Raw genomic sequence first — 15,825 nt, forward strand, 5'->3', positions numbered from 1 at the left:
AGAAAAATATTAGGAGGTTACATACGTGTCAAAATCGACTGGGTTAAAAACAAGAGAAGAAGTACCAACGGAATTAACATGGGATTTAGAAGCAATATTTTCAACAGATGAAGAATGGGAACAAGCCTATAAAGAACTAAAAGAAGAGTTTCCGAAGATCTCAGAGTATAAGGGGAGTATTGCTGAATCGGCAAACAATTTACTTGCTGTTTTACAGCTAGAAGATGAATTGCGTATTCGTCTTCAGAAAGTCGTTGTCTATTCACACATGCGTTCTGATCAAGACACGGCTAATAGTAAATATCAAGACCAGGATGCACGTGCGAATTCTTTAATTGCTCAAATGATGAGTGCGTTTAGCTTTGTAACACCTGAAATTTTAGCTATGGAAGATGAGAAGATCAAGCAATTTATTAGTGAAAATGAAGAGCTTAAACATTATGAAAAGACGTTAAGAGATATTATGAAATCTCGAGTCCATGTTTTATCTGAAAAAGAAGAAGCACTTTTAGCTGAAGTGTCTGAAGTAACATCAACACCAGGTAATGCATTTAGTATGTTAAATAATGCAGATATTGAATTTCCTATGATTAAAGATGAAGATGGTAACGATGTTCAGCTATCTCACGGCCGTTATCGTGATTTTCTAGATTCTAAAGACCGTTCAGTACGTAAGCAAGCTTTTGAGAAAATGTATGAAACGTTTGGTCAATATAAGAACACATTCGCTGCAACTATTAGTGGTCAAGTAAAAAAGGCAAACTTTTTTGCGAAGGCACGACATTATTCCTCAGCACGTGAAGCGGCATTAGATCAAAACAATATTCCTGAACAAGTATATGATCACTTAGTTGAGGCAGTGAACGACCGACTATCATCATTACATCGCTATATGGAATTAAAGAAGAAAGTGTTAAACGTTGATGAGCTTCACATGTATGACATTTATACACCACTTGTAGATGAGAAGATTAAAGTGACAATAGATGAAGCGAAAGATTATGTTTTAAAAGGTTTAAAGCCTCTTGGTGAAGAGTATTCATCAATTGTAGAAAAAGGTTATAAAGAGCGTTGGATTGACTGGTTAGAGACAAAGGGTAAGCGTAGTGGTGCCTATTCATCAGGTGGATATTTAACGAATCCATATATTTTAATGAACTGGCAAGATAATGTCGATAATTTATTTACATTAGCACATGAGTTAGGGCACTCACTTCATAGCTACTATACTCGTCAACATCAGAAGCCGCGTTACGGTGATTACTCTATTTTCGTTGCTGAAGTGGCTTCTACGGCAAATGAAGCACTATTAAATGATTATTTATTAAAGACATTAGATGAGAAAGAGAAGCGTCTATACCTATTAAATAATTTCTTAGAAGGCTTTAGAGGCACTGTATTCCGTCAAACCATGTTCGCAGAGTTTGAGCATGAGATTCATCAGCGTGAACAAAACGGTGAAGCCTTAACAGCTGAAAAGTTAACAGAGATTTATTATAACTTAAATAAAAAATACTTTGGTGAAAATGTTCATGTTGATGAGGCGATTGGTTTAGAGTGGGCGCGTATTCCTCATTTCTATATGGGGTATTATGTGTATCAATACTCTACTGGCTACTCAGCTGCAACAGCATTAGCAGCGAAGATTTTAGAAGAAGGAGAACCTGCAGTTGAACGTTATAAAGAGTTCTTAAAGGCAGGTAACAGTGAAGACCCGATTGATGTCCTTAAAAAGGCTGGCGTTGATATGACGACTAAAGACCCAATTCTTGAAGCGCTTGATGTCTTTGAGGAGAAGCTTGATGAATTTGAAGCATTGTTAACTGAATAATAATTTAAGCAACAACCAGCTAAGCTCAGTTGGTTGTTGCTTACATAAGTAATTTGAAAGCAAAACCAACTTCACCTAACGATTTCATTAAAGAAATCGTCTTGTTTTGCTATATGAGTTTTTCTGAGTGAGAACAGTTATAAATAAAAATAACACTAAAAATAATAGTGGAAAGGAGACCCACCTAGGGACCAACTGCATCATTCCAAAAAGATTAAACAAAAAAGCACCTATAATCAGGATCAACCAGAAGAAAATTTGTAGCATGTTCATCGTTCCCTTCTTTGATACTCATCATATGGTGCTTTTAAAAAAAATATTCTACCTGTTCTCTTTTTTATATTTCCAAAACGTACCATATTTAACTGGAATCCGTTCAACTGTTTGAGCCAGTTGAAGTTTTTTTAATTCTTTCTCTGTTTTTTCCTCTGACCAATCGAATACGACGGATACTTCTTTTGATGCGACAAATTTAAAGTGAGATAAAAAGTCTATAAGTTCAGGTTTTACAGAAGGCCTAGGCTTTCTGTTCATCATTTCAAATAAGGCTTTAACATAAGTATCATAATCATATAATCCAGATACTTTGATCCCGTCTTGGTCTGCTACACGATTGAATAAGACAATCGTTGGCGTTTGTTCGACTTCCATTTCCTTTGCGAGGTGAATATCGCATTTTAATGCTTTTTTTGCTGTTTTGGAATGTAAATCTTTTTGGAACTCCTCTACATCCAAATTGACTTTTTCGGCAACCTCAAGTAGTACGTTTTCATCTGAAATGTTCTGTTTGTCTAAAAATAAATATTCACGTAATCTACGTAAATATTTCATACCTAAACGTTGGCCTTGAAGTTCTGCTGCTTTAATTGAAAGAGATGTTAATATGGGTGAAGAAACAAGTTTTGATTGTGGTGAATCATCTTCACAGTTCATGCCAGTTCGTTTGGATAATTTGTGATAAGAACCCTGTTGCTGCTCGGCTCGTTTTAAAGATGAGATATTCATCTCAGTTGATTTACCAGTCACGACTGTCCGTAACCTAAAGTAACATCCATATTCAATTGCTAGCTTTTTAATATAAGGCTCAAATGACCAACATTCAGAGCATAGTGGGTCGACAAATAAATATATTTCTACTGGTTTGTTTAGTAAATTACAAAAGTCAACTTGGGAATTATCATTCGATGTAAGATTGCTCATAACATCTGCTGTTTGATCCACCACATCGATTCCCCTTTCAAACGATTCTACTACTCCGGTGTGTTCATCATATGATTAGCGGTCATCGTTAATCTTTCAAAGATTGAACTTTTGTATGGCTCTTCAATTTCAGCTTCTTCTAAAGCCTCTGACATGCAATCTAACCAAGCATCTCGGCGTGTTGGTGTTATTGGAAATGGTCCATGTCTGGCACGAAGCATAGGATGACCATGTTCTTGAATGTATAACATTGGTCCACCGAAGAATTGCGTTAAAAATTGTTTTTGTTTTCTTTTAGTTTCAGTTAGATCTTCTGGAAAAATTGGAATTAAATCAGGGTGATTAGCCACACGTGCATAAAAGGCATCCACGAGTCGCTCTACTGCCTCTTCACCTCCGATTGCATCGTATATATTAGCTTGTGAGTGTGACATATGATTATTCCTCTCTCTCTCTTTGTATTTATTTTAGCAACGGTTGTAATGAGTATCAATTAATATGAATAGGGAAATGCTGTTAACTAAATGATCGTGATGATTACGCCTTTTGATGTGCAAGTTAATTTTTAACAGTTCCCAAAAAACGTGCAATTTTATTTGATGTTGCTCGTTGTTTAATTTTAAATCGGTTAAGGATCTTCTCAAACAATTGCTTACCTTGTTCATAATTTGATACTTCTAACTCTAATTCGTAATCTTCTCTACCGTTGTATGTACTATGGTCTAAAACAATTAAGCAGTTATCATACTGTTGTTCATAGCGAATCGTTTGAAGTGTTCCTTTGTATTCTAATTCGTTCCCATTAATGCCGATTTCATCTAATTGTTTTTTTATATTTGGTGGTAGGTCAATTAGATTTTTATACCATTCGTTAAATTGTGTTTCTGAGATGGAATCGTGTGTTTCGAGTAATCCGTCTTCAACGGGTTGTTTTAAAGTGGCTATATAATGACCACCTTTTTCCCGTACTCTTAAAGCTGCATGCTTATGCTTAAGTTGAAAATCAGCCGTCTCGAAGTAGTAATTAGTCTGGTTTTTAGCTATAGTGTAATCGTTAATGTAATGCTCGACTAATGCATCATACTCCTCTTTAGTGAGTAAATTTTTAAATTCAATCTCAATCTCTTGCATCATCTCACCTCGTTTAACTATTTTTCATTATGACGGATAATTTAGTAATGTTCAATGATTATGGCAACGGGCAGATTATGGTACAATGGTTGTGTGTAAGACATCATGGCGAAAGTGGGGGAGCATCGTTTGAAATGGGATATCTTTTTAGCACCATATAGTCAAGCAGTCGACGAATTAAAAATTAAACTAAAAGGAATGCGTAAACAATTTGACTACGAGTCTCGACATTCTCCCATTGAGTTTGTCACCGGTAGAGTAAAACCGATCACAAGCATTGTTGACAAAGCAAAAAGACGAGACATTCCAATTCCAAAAATAGAAGAAGAAGTACAAGATATTGCGGGCTTACGTGTTGTTTGTCCGTTTGTGGATGATATTTATGAAGTTGTTGATATGATTAGAACAAGACAAGATTTTGAAATTGTTGAAGAAAAAGATTATATTGAAAAGAATAAAGAAAGTGGTTACCGTTCATATCATGTCATTATTAGTTATCCTGTTGAAACGATTCACGGGGAAAAACGTATATTAGCTGAAGTTCAAATTCGAACATTGGCGATGAATTTTTGGGCGATCAATGAACATTCATTAAATTATAAATATTCAGGTCAAATGCCCTCTGATGTAACAACTCGATTAAAAAATGCTGCAGAGGCAGCGTTTCGACTAGATGAAGAAATGTCAAAGATCAGAAAAGAAATTCGCGAAGCACAAGAGTTTTTCCGTCGAAAAAAAGATTAGCTTAAAGACTCTCAATAAAAGGTGGGGTTGAATTGAAGTTTGCAGTGCAATGCCGAGGCGATCAAGCTTCAAAAGAAATTAAGTCAAAGTTTAAAAGTTACTTATCTGAATTCAAATTGGAATATAATGAAGAAGAGCCGGATTTAGTTATTTCTGTAGGTGGTGATGGGACCTTATTAGAAGCTTTCCATCGTTATGTCCACCGTTTAGATGAGACAGCCTTTATCGGAGTACATACAGGGCATTTAGGTTTTTATGCTGATTGGGTCCCAGAAGAGCTAGAGAAATTAATTATTGAAATTGCGAGAACACCATTCCAAGTAGTGGAGTATCCTTTATTAGAATTGACGATTCGACCAGCTGAATATGATGAAGAACACTGGTATTTAGCTTTAAATGAAATTTCGGTTAAAACAGCAGAAGGTTCAGTTGTTTTAGATGTTGAGATTAAGGGTGAGCACTTTGAAACATTCCGTGGTGATGGTTTATGTATTTCAACACCATCAGGCTCGACTGCTTATAATAAAGCTTTAGGTGGCGCCATTATCCACCCATCATTAGAAGCATTTCAAATTACAGAAATGGCATCAATTAATAACCGTGTGTTCCGTACGGTTGGTTCGCCGCTCATTTTACCGAAACATCATACAGCTGTTATGAAACCGAAAAATGACAGGAGCTTTTTAATTACGATTGATCATTTAACGATGACGTTTAATCATGTTCACAGTATACAATGTCGAGTGGCAAAAGAGCGCGTTAGATTTGCTCGTTTCCGTCCATTTCCATTTTGGAAACGTGTGCACGATTCATTCATTTCAAATGAGCGAATAGAATAATAGGTGTGAGCTCCCAAATGAAATTAACCTGGTCTGTCAGTCAAACATATCATCAGTGGCTCGTACGTGATTACTTGATACACGTACGAGCTTTTTCAAATCGATTACTTAAAGAAATAAAAAAAGAAGGGGAGATTTTAGTCAATGGTGAGGCTGTAACGGTAAGAGCTAAATTGTATACAGCTGATCAATTGACTATTCATTTTCCTATTGAGAGGCGTAGTGAGCGGGTAGTGCCAGTTTATATGCCTTTAAAAGTCGTTTATGAAGATGATTATATATTAGTAGTAAATAAGCCAAGAGGCATAGCAGTATCACCTAATATGAATGATTTATCTGGTGTGACTTTAGCAAATGGTGTTTTGGATTATTTTGACCGACAAGCGCTTCAATCTACTTTCCATGTCGTCACTCGCCTAGATCGTTATACCTCTGGATTAGTGTTAATTGCTAAACATCGTTACATCCATCATTTATTACAAGGCAGTGAGGTGAAGCGGGAATATGAAGCCTTTGTCTCTGGTCAATTGAAGTGTCAGTCAGGGACAATTGACTTACCTATAGCTCGTAATCTTCCTTCGATTATCGAGCGTAAAGTCAGTGAAAATGGAAAACGAGCCGTTACGCATTATCGTGTGAATAAAAAAACAGCGCAAGGCTCGCTTGTTGAAGTCAGACTTGAAACAGGAAGGACACATCAGATTCGTGTTCATTTTGCCCACCTAGGTCATCCTTTACTTGGAGATGACTTGTATGGTGGTGATCGATCCTTATTATCAGGACAAGCTTTACATTGTCAGTGGTTGACTTTTAACCACCCGCTAACGAAGAAGGTGGTTAAAACGTATGCGACGAAACCAGTTGAATTAGTAGGGTTGATTTAATCATCTGCTTCAAACATATATTCTTTCTTTCTAGAGTGTATATTTAAGACAAGTCCGATTGCTGCCATGTAAACTAATAATGATGTTCCGCCATAACTTAAAAATGGCAATGGCAGACCAGTTAAGGGTAATAATTGAACAGACATCCCAATGTTTTGGAAGATTTGGTAAGAGAACATACCAACGAAACCAACTGCAAGGTATGTGCCAAATGGGTCACGACAGTCCAATGCAATCTGGATAATGCGGTAGATCATTAAAAAATACAAGATAATGACAACACTAGAACCGAAAAAGCCAAATTGTTCAGCAATAGCAGTAAAGATCATGTCGGTGTGGCGTTCGGGAATGGATAATTGATAATTGCCAATTCCTTTACCAAATAATTCACCAGAACCTATTGCTAACATGGAACGGATCACCTGCATAGCAGAGCTTTGCTCATAAAGATGAGGGTCCTGCCAGGCTTGAATTCTGTGAATGGCATGTCCAAATGGTGTGTTTTCTATAATAAATTCAATAAATCTGTCCGTGTATAATAAGTATATGGCGGCAATGATGATACTAAATAGCGCAAAAATCCCGAAGATCATTAGAAGAACTCGCCAACGGATTCCTGAGATTAAAGTTAAAAAGGCCATGATCGATAGTATGACTAAAGAAGAACCTAAGTCAGGTTGCATCGCAATTAGAATAAGAGGCGGTAAAGTTAGACCGACAATCTTTCCTAAAAGCACTAAGTCATATTTAAGGTCTTTATGAGTCCACTTTTCGTTATGTGATGTGATCACGTGGGCTAAGGTTAGGACAAGAAACACTTTCATAAATTCTGAAGGTTGGATAGAACCAAATGGTAAATCATACCAACGCGTTGCCCCTAACCGCGTATCACCCCATAAAAATAGTCCTGCTAACATCCCGACACCTAAAATATAAACAGGCCATGCAAGCTTTCGGAAGCGATCAAAATCTAATATCATAATCAGGGCGATCCCAATTGTACCGAATAGAAACCACATAAGTTGTTGCATTGAGAAGTTAATATTTGATAGATGCCCCGGTAGGTGAGGCTGTAATGTATATAAAGTAAAACAGCTAATAGCTATTAAAGCTGTCATGACGAATAGTAAAAATGTGTCAAATCGTTTTTCGTTACCACTACTGTTCATGAGTATACTCCTTTTAAGTTATCATCTATTCTATTTTCAAGCATTTATGTAAGTTCGTCAATGTGAACTCTTTAACAGTTTATGAAAGTTTACAATTAATCATAGAAAAAGATTGTATAAGTCATTTATTTTATATAAAATAGTAGTAGGTACTAATAACAAACCATAATTTCTATGACTGGCTAGGAGGTCAATCAAATGAATTTTTCTTTAGAAGGTAAAACATATGTTGTCATGGGTGTTGCAAACAGACGTAGTATCGCCTGGGGTATTGCTCAAGCCCTACATGATGCTGGAGCAAGATTAGTATTCACTTATGCGAATGAACGCTTTGAAAAGCCTGTTCGTGATTTAGCTCAAACGTTAGATCGTGATGATTCATTATTTTATGAATGTGATGTGACGAATGATGAAGCAATTAATACAACATTCGAAACTATTAAGAACGATGTTGGTGTTATTCATGGATTAGCGCATTGTATTGCTTTTGCGAATCGTGATGAATTAAAAGGCGAATTTATAAATACATCACGCGATGGTTTCTTATTAGCACACAACATTAGCGCCTTTTCATTAGCTGCAGTCTCTCGTGCTGCTAAAGATGTCATGACTGAGGGTGGAAGTATTGTCACGCTTACTTATTTAGGTGGCGAGCGCGTCGTTGAAAACTATAACGTTATGGGGGTTGCGAAAGCGAGCTTAGATGCCACGATGAAATATGCAGCGAATGACTTAGGTAAATATGGTATTCGTGTTAATGCCATTTCAGCTGGACCAATTCGTACATTGTCAGCAAAAGGTGTCGGTGACTTTAACTCAATTTTACAAGAAATTGAAGCGCGTGCACCTTTACGTAAGCCAGTGACACAAGAAGAGGTTGGCGATGTTGCTTACTTCTTAATGAGTGACTTATCACGTGGTATGACAGGCGAAATTTTACATGTTGATTCTGGTTATAACATTTTAGGACGATAAGCGAATAATTTAATTTCTAAGCGCAAAGCAATCTTTAGTTAAACTGAAGATGCTTTGCGCTTTTTTTCCCTCTCACTACCCTAGGCATTTATGCATAAGATAAGGTGATAAGAAGTAAGGGAGGAGTTTGTACGAATGTCTGATAAACAAGTAAAGCCACCACTATTATTTATTGCTCAAAATAGTGATTTTAATCTGACTGCCAAGGCTCAGTCACAATTTTATAGTAAAAATGTCGATGAGTCAGTTGATGAGTCAGTTGAAGAGGATGTTGGAAAAGAGGCTGAGTTAGAACAATCTAAACGACGTAAGTTTCAAGATATGAATTTAGAAGAAAGGTTAAAATACATGGTTGATCTGCCAAGTATCCTACCGAAAATGAAGTGTGAAGTTAAAACAGATAACCAAACATATATTGGGACTATTGAAATGTGTGATGAGGATATTTTAATGCTTCGAACTGTTGATCGTGGTTTTCGTGTGAAGGTTAAACGTGGAGATATTGAAGATATAAGATTAGTTGGATTTTAAATCAAATACGAGAATAAAAAAAGAGTCTGCTATAAATTAAGCAGACTCTTTTTTTGCGGTGCGGAATTAAGAAAGTGCGTTAATTGCTGGTAAACAAGTAACGTGGCAGAAGCATTCTAAATCAACTGTAATGCAGATGCCTGTTGCGCGCAGGTTTGCTGTCTTTTGTTTAGTAGGATCAGGATAACCTGTGTGCGTATCAGAAGGGTCACGCAAGATTTCTAATGTTGCACAATTGTTATCATCAATGCTGTTAACACGGAAAAAGAAGCTATCTAGTACTGTTCTTTGTTGATCATTACGTGCTCCAAATCCTCTAAACGGTTTGCATTCACAATATAGTAAAACGGGTACTGTATCTAAACTGTTAGGAGCTGTTGTATCACCTCGTAGGTCTTGGATGGATTGTTCACAACCTATATCACAATCATCATCCACAATGTCATCCTGTGCATCCACAATCTGACGAAGAATGTCAGCTACGCAATTTGTATCATCTTCAATACGACGCTTATCGCGGCAAGACATAAGCAATCTCCTTTCTACTAGTCAATTGACCTTAGTTACGATAATAATGTATGCATTTTACCTAGGAAGGTGTGGGCATTAGCCAAAAAAAGTTTTTAAGATTTAAAAGAATTGAATATGAAATTACAGGGCACCAACCTAAGCTAATTTAGAATTGTTGAATATACTAGTTAACGAAACGCCTAACACTTAAAGGAGTGAAAAGCATGTCCGATTCTAAAAAAGAAATTCATGTAAAGGACTTAATCATTAAGGCTGACAATGTTCACTTTGAGCCCCCTGAAAGAGAATCGCATCCGTGGTTTGGTCCTCGCATGATGGATGAAGAACCTCGTGAGGAAATGATGGAAGATGAGGTTAAGATGAAAGATGACGATCAAGATGATGGTGAAGAAAGACGCCCACCATTTTTCTGGATCTAAAGGTGTGTCTGGGAACTCGGAGAAAATTCGAGTTCCTTTTTACGTTTTATACCGTAAAAGAGACAAATTTCTTAAAAAAGGTGTGATAATCTATGCCTGATCGATTCATTTTATTAATGAAGCATTTACAAAAGCTCGCGAAAGATACTAATCAGTCGCCACAACAAAAGTTTAATAAGCAAACAAAGGAATTTCATGACTGGGAGAAAATGTTGGAAGGTGATGCTTCTAAAATTGAGAAATGGATGCAAGATTTAGGTAAGAAAATCGACAAACCTTAATCGTTAATTGCGAATAGTTATAGTAATTAACGGGTATATGATTAGTAGAAGAAGGAGGTTGGTCATATGGGATACATTTTGCCAGTTGATCAACATCAGTATAATCAATATCACCTTAGAGTTTCTGGTGAAACAAAGTCGCCTTATATCATTGAAAGACCTTTTCGGGTAGAACTTGAAACGAGAAGAAAGCAGTCATATGAGTATAGAGAAGAGCGTCTACGTATGAGCAGGCGTTATCGTAAGCAAAATCATAATCACCCTAAAAATGCTAAACAAGCAGAAACACTCCAACTCTACACACGAGAATCTGTTCGAAAAAAGCCTAATGAAAAGTATTTAGCAGAAATAACAGGAAAAGGACAGTACTTTAGCGAAAACATTTAATAGGGAAAAGCGCTAAAGAAAGGATTCCGATAAATGAAGATGAATCAGTTAAATCAAAATTGTTATTATTTTTCAAGCTCTGTCAATGTTGGTTATGTGCATGAAGGTAATCAAGGGTTGTTAATTGATGCTGGCATTGATGAGTCAGCAATTCGTAAGGTGGTTAGGCAATTAGATGAACAAAAATTGCCGATCACGCACCTTTTGATTACTCATGCCCATGCTGATCATTACGGTGGAGCAGCTTATTTAAAGAAGAAATATAATATTAAAGTAATGGCTCCAATATTAGAAGCGGCAATTGTTGAAAATCCGATCATCGAGCCAATCTATATGTTTCAAGGGAATACCCCGCTTAAAGAGTTACGGAATAAATTTTTAGAAGGACCGCCTGTTGAAGTTGATGAAGTCGTGAGTGAAGGGGATTATCAGATTGATGGCTTTGATTTGCAATTGATTGCAACACCTGGTCATAGTTACCACCAGCTTGCTGTAGCAACGTATGGCATTTTATTTGCAGCTGATAGCTATTTCGGAAAGAAAGAGTTAAACAAGCATAAGATTCCTTATATTACATGTGCGAACGATACGATTACTAGTCTAGAGAAGCTTTATCAAACAGATTTTGATGGTGCCTTACCTGGACACGGACCTTTTGAACGAAATTATCATGAAACAGTGAAGGCTAATATTGATTATCATCGTGAGTTATTAACTGTGTTGAAAGAAATGGTTGATCTAGCTACACACGGTATATCACATGAAGATGTCGTGTCTTCAATGTGTGCAAGGTTTGATGTGAAAGCTGATCAATTGTCGATGTTTTTAATGTTTAGAACAGCAGTGACAGCCTATATTAAAGCTTTGATTGAAAACAATGAAATTAAATGTGAGGTCGAAAACTATAGAATGATTGTGAAGTCACTTACGTGAACTACTCACCACTTAGCTGACGCTTGAAGTGGGAGCTTCTCACTTCCACCCGTTTAAAGAAGATGCGAGTGGCCAAAGATTAAGCTTGTTGCCAATAGAATTTGGTAACAAGCTTTTTTGATATAAGATTCAGTTGTATGTTGTATGGTTTAAAAAGGCATGACAAATAGGCCTTTTTCTTGTGTCCATTCTGCATACATCACATCTTGGATCGTTAGTCCTTGTTTTTCGACTTCATCCTTGATATGTTCTAAATCCCACTCAATTTCTTTTAAGTTTTCATCAACTATTTCGCCATCTGTAATGATTGTTACTGGCAACTCTACTGCTTTTGGTGTTTGGTTTAATAATTCATTTGTGGGTGTTTGGTGTATGAACTTTTTTAGGACGTTTATAGAACCATTTGTTTCAAGAACTGCATATTCTACTTCTTGGATTGAGAAGACATTTTTATCTCTTAATAAATGCATAAATTGGTTCATATCGAGCTTTGCCTTTTTTAATAAGTCCCGCTGAATCTCACCGCGCCGGATAATCAAGGAAGGTGAGCCTTCAAGGGTTTTCCGTACTCGTCGAAATTTAATTGTCAAAGTTTCAATTGTGAAGATTAGAACGCCCCATAATGTAACGGCAAACAAGATCATACTAATACCAATTTCCTTATCATAAAGCGCGTTACCAATTAATTCACCTAAGACAATGGCTGCGATAAAGTCGAATGGGGTAATTTGTGTGATTTGAGATTTGCCAATTACTTTCGTTAATGTAAATAATGCAGCGAATCCAACCATTGTTTCTATTGTAATCCGTAAAAAATCCATAGGTTCAGTCCCCACCACAAAAACCCCCTCATTATATAATCAGTTCATATTATTTGAGCAAAGTGGTTTTTCATGCATTGAAGTGAAGGTGAAATTTCTAGTGGATTGTATATATTTTTTTACGGGACTCAACCTATATATAAGCGGACTAACTTTGGAAGGGGGAATGGTGATGAATATGCAAGGGAAAATGACGATTATATTAGTTGTTGTTGGTACAGCTTTAGCTTTGTTTTGGTTAGGGTATCACTTATTAGTTTAACTTGTAGATGTCGGCTATACGATGCTTTAAGTGCAATAAAAAACCGCCTAATAGGGGCGGTTTTTAACGTTATAAATCTTTAACCATGGTTACATGTGGTATACCAGCATCCATGAATTCACCTGATATTGTTTCGTAACCAAGGTTTTTATAAAATTCTTCGGCGTAAGTTTGTGCGTTCAGTTTTGTTTTAGATAAACCTTTAGTCCTAACGATATCTTCCATTGCTAAAATGATATCTCGTCCAAATCCATTGCCACGTTCTTCTTTTAAAACAGCAATGCGTTCCAGTTTACCGTATTCATCAACGAATCGTAGTCGACTGGCAGCAACAGGCCGTCTTTCTAACGTGTAACCAACAAAATGTATGGCATGCTCATCATGCTCATCCATCTCTTCTTCTAAAGGTACATTCTGCTCTTCTACAAAGACTACTTTACGAATATCAAATACTTCATCTTTTTGTCTTTTTGTTTCTGTTTGTTGCACGTTTAGCATGAGCCTTTACTCCTTATCGAACTTAAATGTTTCATAAACTGTCCAGCTTCCATCATCAAGTTGATATAATAACTGGAATCGGTCGATTGTATCGCTAAGTTCGAATTTAGATAACCTTAAGCTACCGTAAACATCGGAGTGTTCATCTTCGGATAGTTCCTGACTAATCGTAATATGCGGAACAAATTTATGTTCACGCTCAACCGGGAAAGGCTCTTCATGCATTTTTTCGTTTAAATGAATTAAACTACGATTTGCTTCCACCTTCAAATAAACGGTGTGGGTCGCTGGACTGAAAGAGCTAACACGATTAATTTCAATGTCAAACGGTTCCATTTCATTGGCAATTTTTTTACAAGCTGCTGCAATTTCTTCAATTTCACCTTCTGAAGCTTGGAATTGCTCCTTTAAGGTAATGTGCGGTGGTATTAAAGAATAACGTGGGTCATATCTCATTCTGTATGAATTAGCTACATCTTGTACGTCTTTTGATGGAAAAATCGCGATTCCATATGTCACTGGTGCCATGAATAAATCCCTCCATGTTTCAATAATTATTTTCCGATAAAACTGATTTATGAAGTATAGATTATATTATATCAGAAAACCCTTGGAAAAATCGCCCCATTGTGCTTATTTTCCGAAAATATGTTCAATGGCGTTAGGTAAATCTTTTTGCCACTGCTTCCAAGTATGGTCACCTTCAAGTTCTTTATAAGTATAATCTGATACGTGATCTTTTAGAAGTTCATTCATTTCACGGTTTGGGTTTAAGAAATCATCAATGTCCCCATAAGTCGTTTCAACTTCTTCTTCATCAAGACCAATCGTGTGATAGATTGACATTGTTTCAATCTCATCCGTTTCTTTAATGAGTTTCTCAACACGCTCATCGTAGTAAGGTGACTGCATAATCACTTTCCCAAAAGTGTTAGGATATTTTAAGGCTGTCATTAATGAAACAGTTCCCCCTAATGAATCTCCCATTAATGATCGGCATGATTTGACATGATAGCTTGGTAATTCTCTGTCTAAAACAGGAACGACTTCAAAGCGCAAAAATTTCATATAAGCTTCCTGTTTATCACTTTCAGGGTGATACTTATGCCAACGATCATCACGATCTTTATAATGTATACCACAAAAGATGGTGTTTTCAATCTTACCCTCATTATGCAATTTATCACTAACTCTTGCTAAACGTCCAAGCTGATAGTAGTCATCACCATCTTGGACAATGCATAAATGGTACTTGTAAAGTGTTGAATAGTTTTCTGGTCTGTAAATATTGATGGTGAACGTTTCATTCATATATTTACTTTCTATTTCACGCTCAACCATTGAACCATCTCTAGCCAAGTCTAATACCTCCATTAGTTTTGGTTTTGTTTTATTTTATCACATATCTTAAAAATCGCGAATATTACGATTTGTCCAACCTCTTCATCGTGGTATAATTAGGAAAAGGAGGAGGAAAGTATGACGACGTATTCGAACCACATTCGTAGCAAAGAAATAGAACAAGCAGCTCTGGAATGTCTTGAAAAACGGGGTGTATCTATTTCTAGTATTGCAGAAATTGTATTTCAAATGCAAAAACCTTACAATGAATCGTTAACTTTTGATTATTGTGTTGAAAGTGTTTACCGGGTATTAGAAAAACGTGAGATCCAGCATGCATTGTTAGTCGGAGTGGAATTAGATATGTTGGCTGAAAAAGGTCAGTTGTCAGAACCTCTACAATCATTAATTGCTCAAGATGAAGGGCTCTTTGGTGTCGATGAAACAATCGCCTTTGGAGCTGCTTTAGGCTACGGGAGCATTTCTGTAACGACTTTTGGCTATTTAGATCAAGAGAAAAAAGGAATTATTGAAAAGTTAGACTCTAAAGAAGGCGAAGAGTGCCACACATTTTTAGATGATATGGTGGGCAGTATCGCCGCGAATGCTTCTAGTCGCGTTGCCCACCGTTTACGTGACATTGAAGATGGATTGAGTGAACGGGAAATAGAGATTCGTGATCAAGAGGATAGGTATTAAATATTTATTTAAATGGTGGATGATCTGCAGTATATGAATTGAAGCGAAGAGAAAGTCGCTACGCAGTTGTCAGTTATTTATTGGCGGCGGGCAAGGTATTGCGATGGTTATTGAGAATAAATAGACTTATGAAAAGAACTACATTTTTATCAATGTGGTTCTTTTTGCGTGTGTGCTTCTTTTAGTTGACTAAGGTGTAGGTTAAATGTCGGACGAGAAGGGGTTAATGTCGGATGGGGGTGAATAATTGCCGGACGAAGAAGGGGTTAATGTCGGATGGGGGTGAATAATTGTCGGACGAGGAAGGGTTAATGTCGGATGCGGGTGAATAATTGCCGGACGAAAAACA

The 15,825-nt window shown here is 36.7% G+C and carries 20 protein-coding genes; 11 read left to right on the top strand and 9 right to left on the bottom strand.

Annotation, left to right across the window (positions count from 1 at the left end):
- Positions 1–25: 25 nt before the first annotated feature.
- Positions 26–1,831: an oligoendopeptidase F gene (gene pepF / locus ABDZ63_RS03805; protein WP_343781899.1), complete on the top strand. Its 1,806-nt coding sequence runs from the start codon at positions 26–28 to the stop codon at positions 1,829–1,831.
- 321 nt (positions 1,832–2,152) lie between these two features.
- On the opposite strand, the gene ABDZ63_RS03810 is transcribed toward pepF, so the two are convergent.
- The 3 genes from ABDZ63_RS03810 to ABDZ63_RS03820 form a co-directional block, all read right to left on the bottom strand.
- Positions 2,153–3,055, bottom strand: a complete 903-nt coding sequence (locus tag ABDZ63_RS03810) for a ClpXP adapter SpxH family protein (protein ID WP_343781900.1) — start codon at positions 3,053–3,055, stop codon at positions 2,153–2,155.
- A 26-nt stretch (positions 3,056–3,081) separates the two neighbouring features.
- On the bottom strand, positions 3,082–3,465 hold the full coding sequence (locus ABDZ63_RS03815; protein ID WP_343781901.1) for a globin domain-containing protein: 384 nt from the start codon (positions 3,463–3,465) through the stop codon (positions 3,082–3,084).
- A 124-nt stretch (positions 3,466–3,589) separates the two neighbouring features.
- Complete coding sequence (locus tag ABDZ63_RS03820; protein WP_343781902.1) at positions 3,590–4,162, bottom strand: CYTH domain-containing protein; 573 nt, start codon at positions 4,160–4,162, stop codon at positions 3,590–3,592.
- 129 nt (positions 4,163–4,291) lie between these two features.
- Between ABDZ63_RS03820 and yjbM the strand changes: the two genes are divergently transcribed.
- The 3 genes from yjbM to ABDZ63_RS03835 are packed head-to-tail and all read left to right on the top strand — an operon-like array spanning position 4,292 to position 6,629.
- On the top strand, positions 4,292–4,906 hold the full coding sequence (yjbM, locus tag ABDZ63_RS03825; protein ID WP_343781903.1) for a GTP diphosphokinase: 615 nt from the start codon (positions 4,292–4,294) through the stop codon (positions 4,904–4,906).
- 32 nt (positions 4,907–4,938) lie between these two features.
- Complete coding sequence (locus ABDZ63_RS03830; RefSeq protein WP_343781905.1) at positions 4,939–5,745, top strand: NAD kinase; 807 nt, start codon at positions 4,939–4,941, stop codon at positions 5,743–5,745.
- A gap of 17 nt (positions 5,746–5,762) precedes the next feature.
- The gene (locus ABDZ63_RS03835; protein ID WP_343781906.1) at positions 5,763–6,629 is read left to right on the top strand and encodes an RluA family pseudouridine synthase; all 867 of its coding nucleotides are present in this window, start codon (positions 5,763–5,765) and stop codon (positions 6,627–6,629) included.
- On the opposite strand, the gene ABDZ63_RS03840 is transcribed toward ABDZ63_RS03835, so the two are convergent.
- Complete coding sequence (locus ABDZ63_RS03840; protein ID WP_343781908.1) at positions 6,626–7,798, bottom strand: FtsW/RodA/SpoVE family cell cycle protein; 1,173 nt, start codon at positions 7,796–7,798, stop codon at positions 6,626–6,628. The two genes, ABDZ63_RS03835 and ABDZ63_RS03840, sit on opposite strands and share 4 nt — an antisense overlap.
- Positions 7,799–7,996: 198 nt before the next feature.
- Between ABDZ63_RS03840 and fabI the strand changes: the two genes are divergently transcribed.
- Complete coding sequence (gene fabI / locus ABDZ63_RS03845; protein WP_343781909.1) at positions 7,997–8,773, top strand: enoyl-ACP reductase FabI; 777 nt, start codon at positions 7,997–7,999, stop codon at positions 8,771–8,773.
- Between the two features lie 135 nt (positions 8,774–8,908).
- Positions 8,909–9,304, top strand: coding sequence for a CotO family spore coat protein (locus ABDZ63_RS03850; RefSeq protein WP_343781910.1), 396 nt, complete (start codon positions 8,909–8,911; stop codon positions 9,302–9,304).
- Positions 9,305–9,370: 66 nt separating this feature from the next.
- On the opposite strand, the gene ABDZ63_RS03855 is transcribed toward ABDZ63_RS03850, so the two are convergent.
- Positions 9,371–9,832: a CotY/CotZ family spore coat protein gene (locus tag ABDZ63_RS03855; protein WP_343781912.1), complete on the bottom strand. Its 462-nt coding sequence runs from the start codon at positions 9,830–9,832 to the stop codon at positions 9,371–9,373.
- Between the two features lie 206 nt (positions 9,833–10,038).
- On the opposite strand from ABDZ63_RS03855, the gene ABDZ63_RS03860 reads away from it, so the two are divergent.
- From ABDZ63_RS03860 to ABDZ63_RS03875, 4 genes are all read left to right on the top strand, one after another.
- Complete coding sequence (locus ABDZ63_RS03860) at positions 10,039–10,254, top strand: hypothetical protein (protein ID WP_343781913.1); 216 nt, start codon at positions 10,039–10,041, stop codon at positions 10,252–10,254.
- A 92-nt stretch (positions 10,255–10,346) separates the two neighbouring features.
- Positions 10,347–10,535: a hypothetical protein gene (locus ABDZ63_RS03865; RefSeq protein ID WP_343781914.1), complete on the top strand. Its 189-nt coding sequence runs from the start codon at positions 10,347–10,349 to the stop codon at positions 10,533–10,535.
- 66 nt (positions 10,536–10,601) lie between these two features.
- Complete coding sequence (locus tag ABDZ63_RS03870) at positions 10,602–10,922, top strand: hypothetical protein (RefSeq protein WP_343781915.1); 321 nt, start codon at positions 10,602–10,604, stop codon at positions 10,920–10,922.
- A 33-nt stretch (positions 10,923–10,955) separates the two neighbouring features.
- Positions 10,956–11,855, top strand: coding sequence for an MBL fold metallo-hydrolase (locus ABDZ63_RS03875; protein ID WP_343781916.1), 900 nt, complete (start codon positions 10,956–10,958; stop codon positions 11,853–11,855).
- Between the two features lie 149 nt (positions 11,856–12,004).
- Here the strand turns inward: ABDZ63_RS03875 and ABDZ63_RS03880 are convergent, their stop codons facing one another.
- The 4 genes from ABDZ63_RS03880 to ABDZ63_RS03895 form a co-directional block, all read right to left on the bottom strand.
- Positions 12,005–12,676 carry a DUF421 domain-containing protein gene (locus tag ABDZ63_RS03880; RefSeq protein ID WP_343781917.1) on the bottom strand — a complete coding sequence of 224 codons (672 nt, stop codon included), beginning with the start codon at positions 12,674–12,676 and terminating at the stop codon, positions 12,005–12,007.
- Positions 12,677–13,007: 331 nt separating this feature from the next.
- Positions 13,008–13,436, bottom strand: a complete 429-nt coding sequence (locus ABDZ63_RS03885; protein ID WP_343781918.1) for a GNAT family N-acetyltransferase — start codon at positions 13,434–13,436, stop codon at positions 13,008–13,010.
- Positions 13,437–13,442: 6 nt separating this feature from the next.
- Positions 13,443–13,955, bottom strand: coding sequence for a YjcG family protein (locus ABDZ63_RS03890; protein ID WP_343781922.1), 513 nt, complete (start codon positions 13,953–13,955; stop codon positions 13,443–13,445).
- Between the two features lie 114 nt (positions 13,956–14,069).
- Positions 14,070–14,795, bottom strand: coding sequence for an alpha/beta hydrolase (locus ABDZ63_RS03895; protein WP_343781919.1), 726 nt, complete (start codon positions 14,793–14,795; stop codon positions 14,070–14,072).
- Between the two features lie 120 nt (positions 14,796–14,915).
- Between ABDZ63_RS03895 and ABDZ63_RS03900 the strand changes: the two genes are divergently transcribed.
- Positions 14,916–15,476, top strand: a complete 561-nt coding sequence (locus ABDZ63_RS03900) for a phosphatidylglycerophosphatase A family protein (protein ID WP_343781920.1) — start codon at positions 14,916–14,918, stop codon at positions 15,474–15,476.
- Positions 15,477–15,825: the final 349 nt, after the last annotated feature.

This window comes from Alkalibacillus silvisoli, assembly GCF_039521975.1.
GTDB lineage: Bacteria > Bacillota > Bacilli > Bacillales > Alkalibacillaceae > Alkalibacillus > Alkalibacillus silvisoli.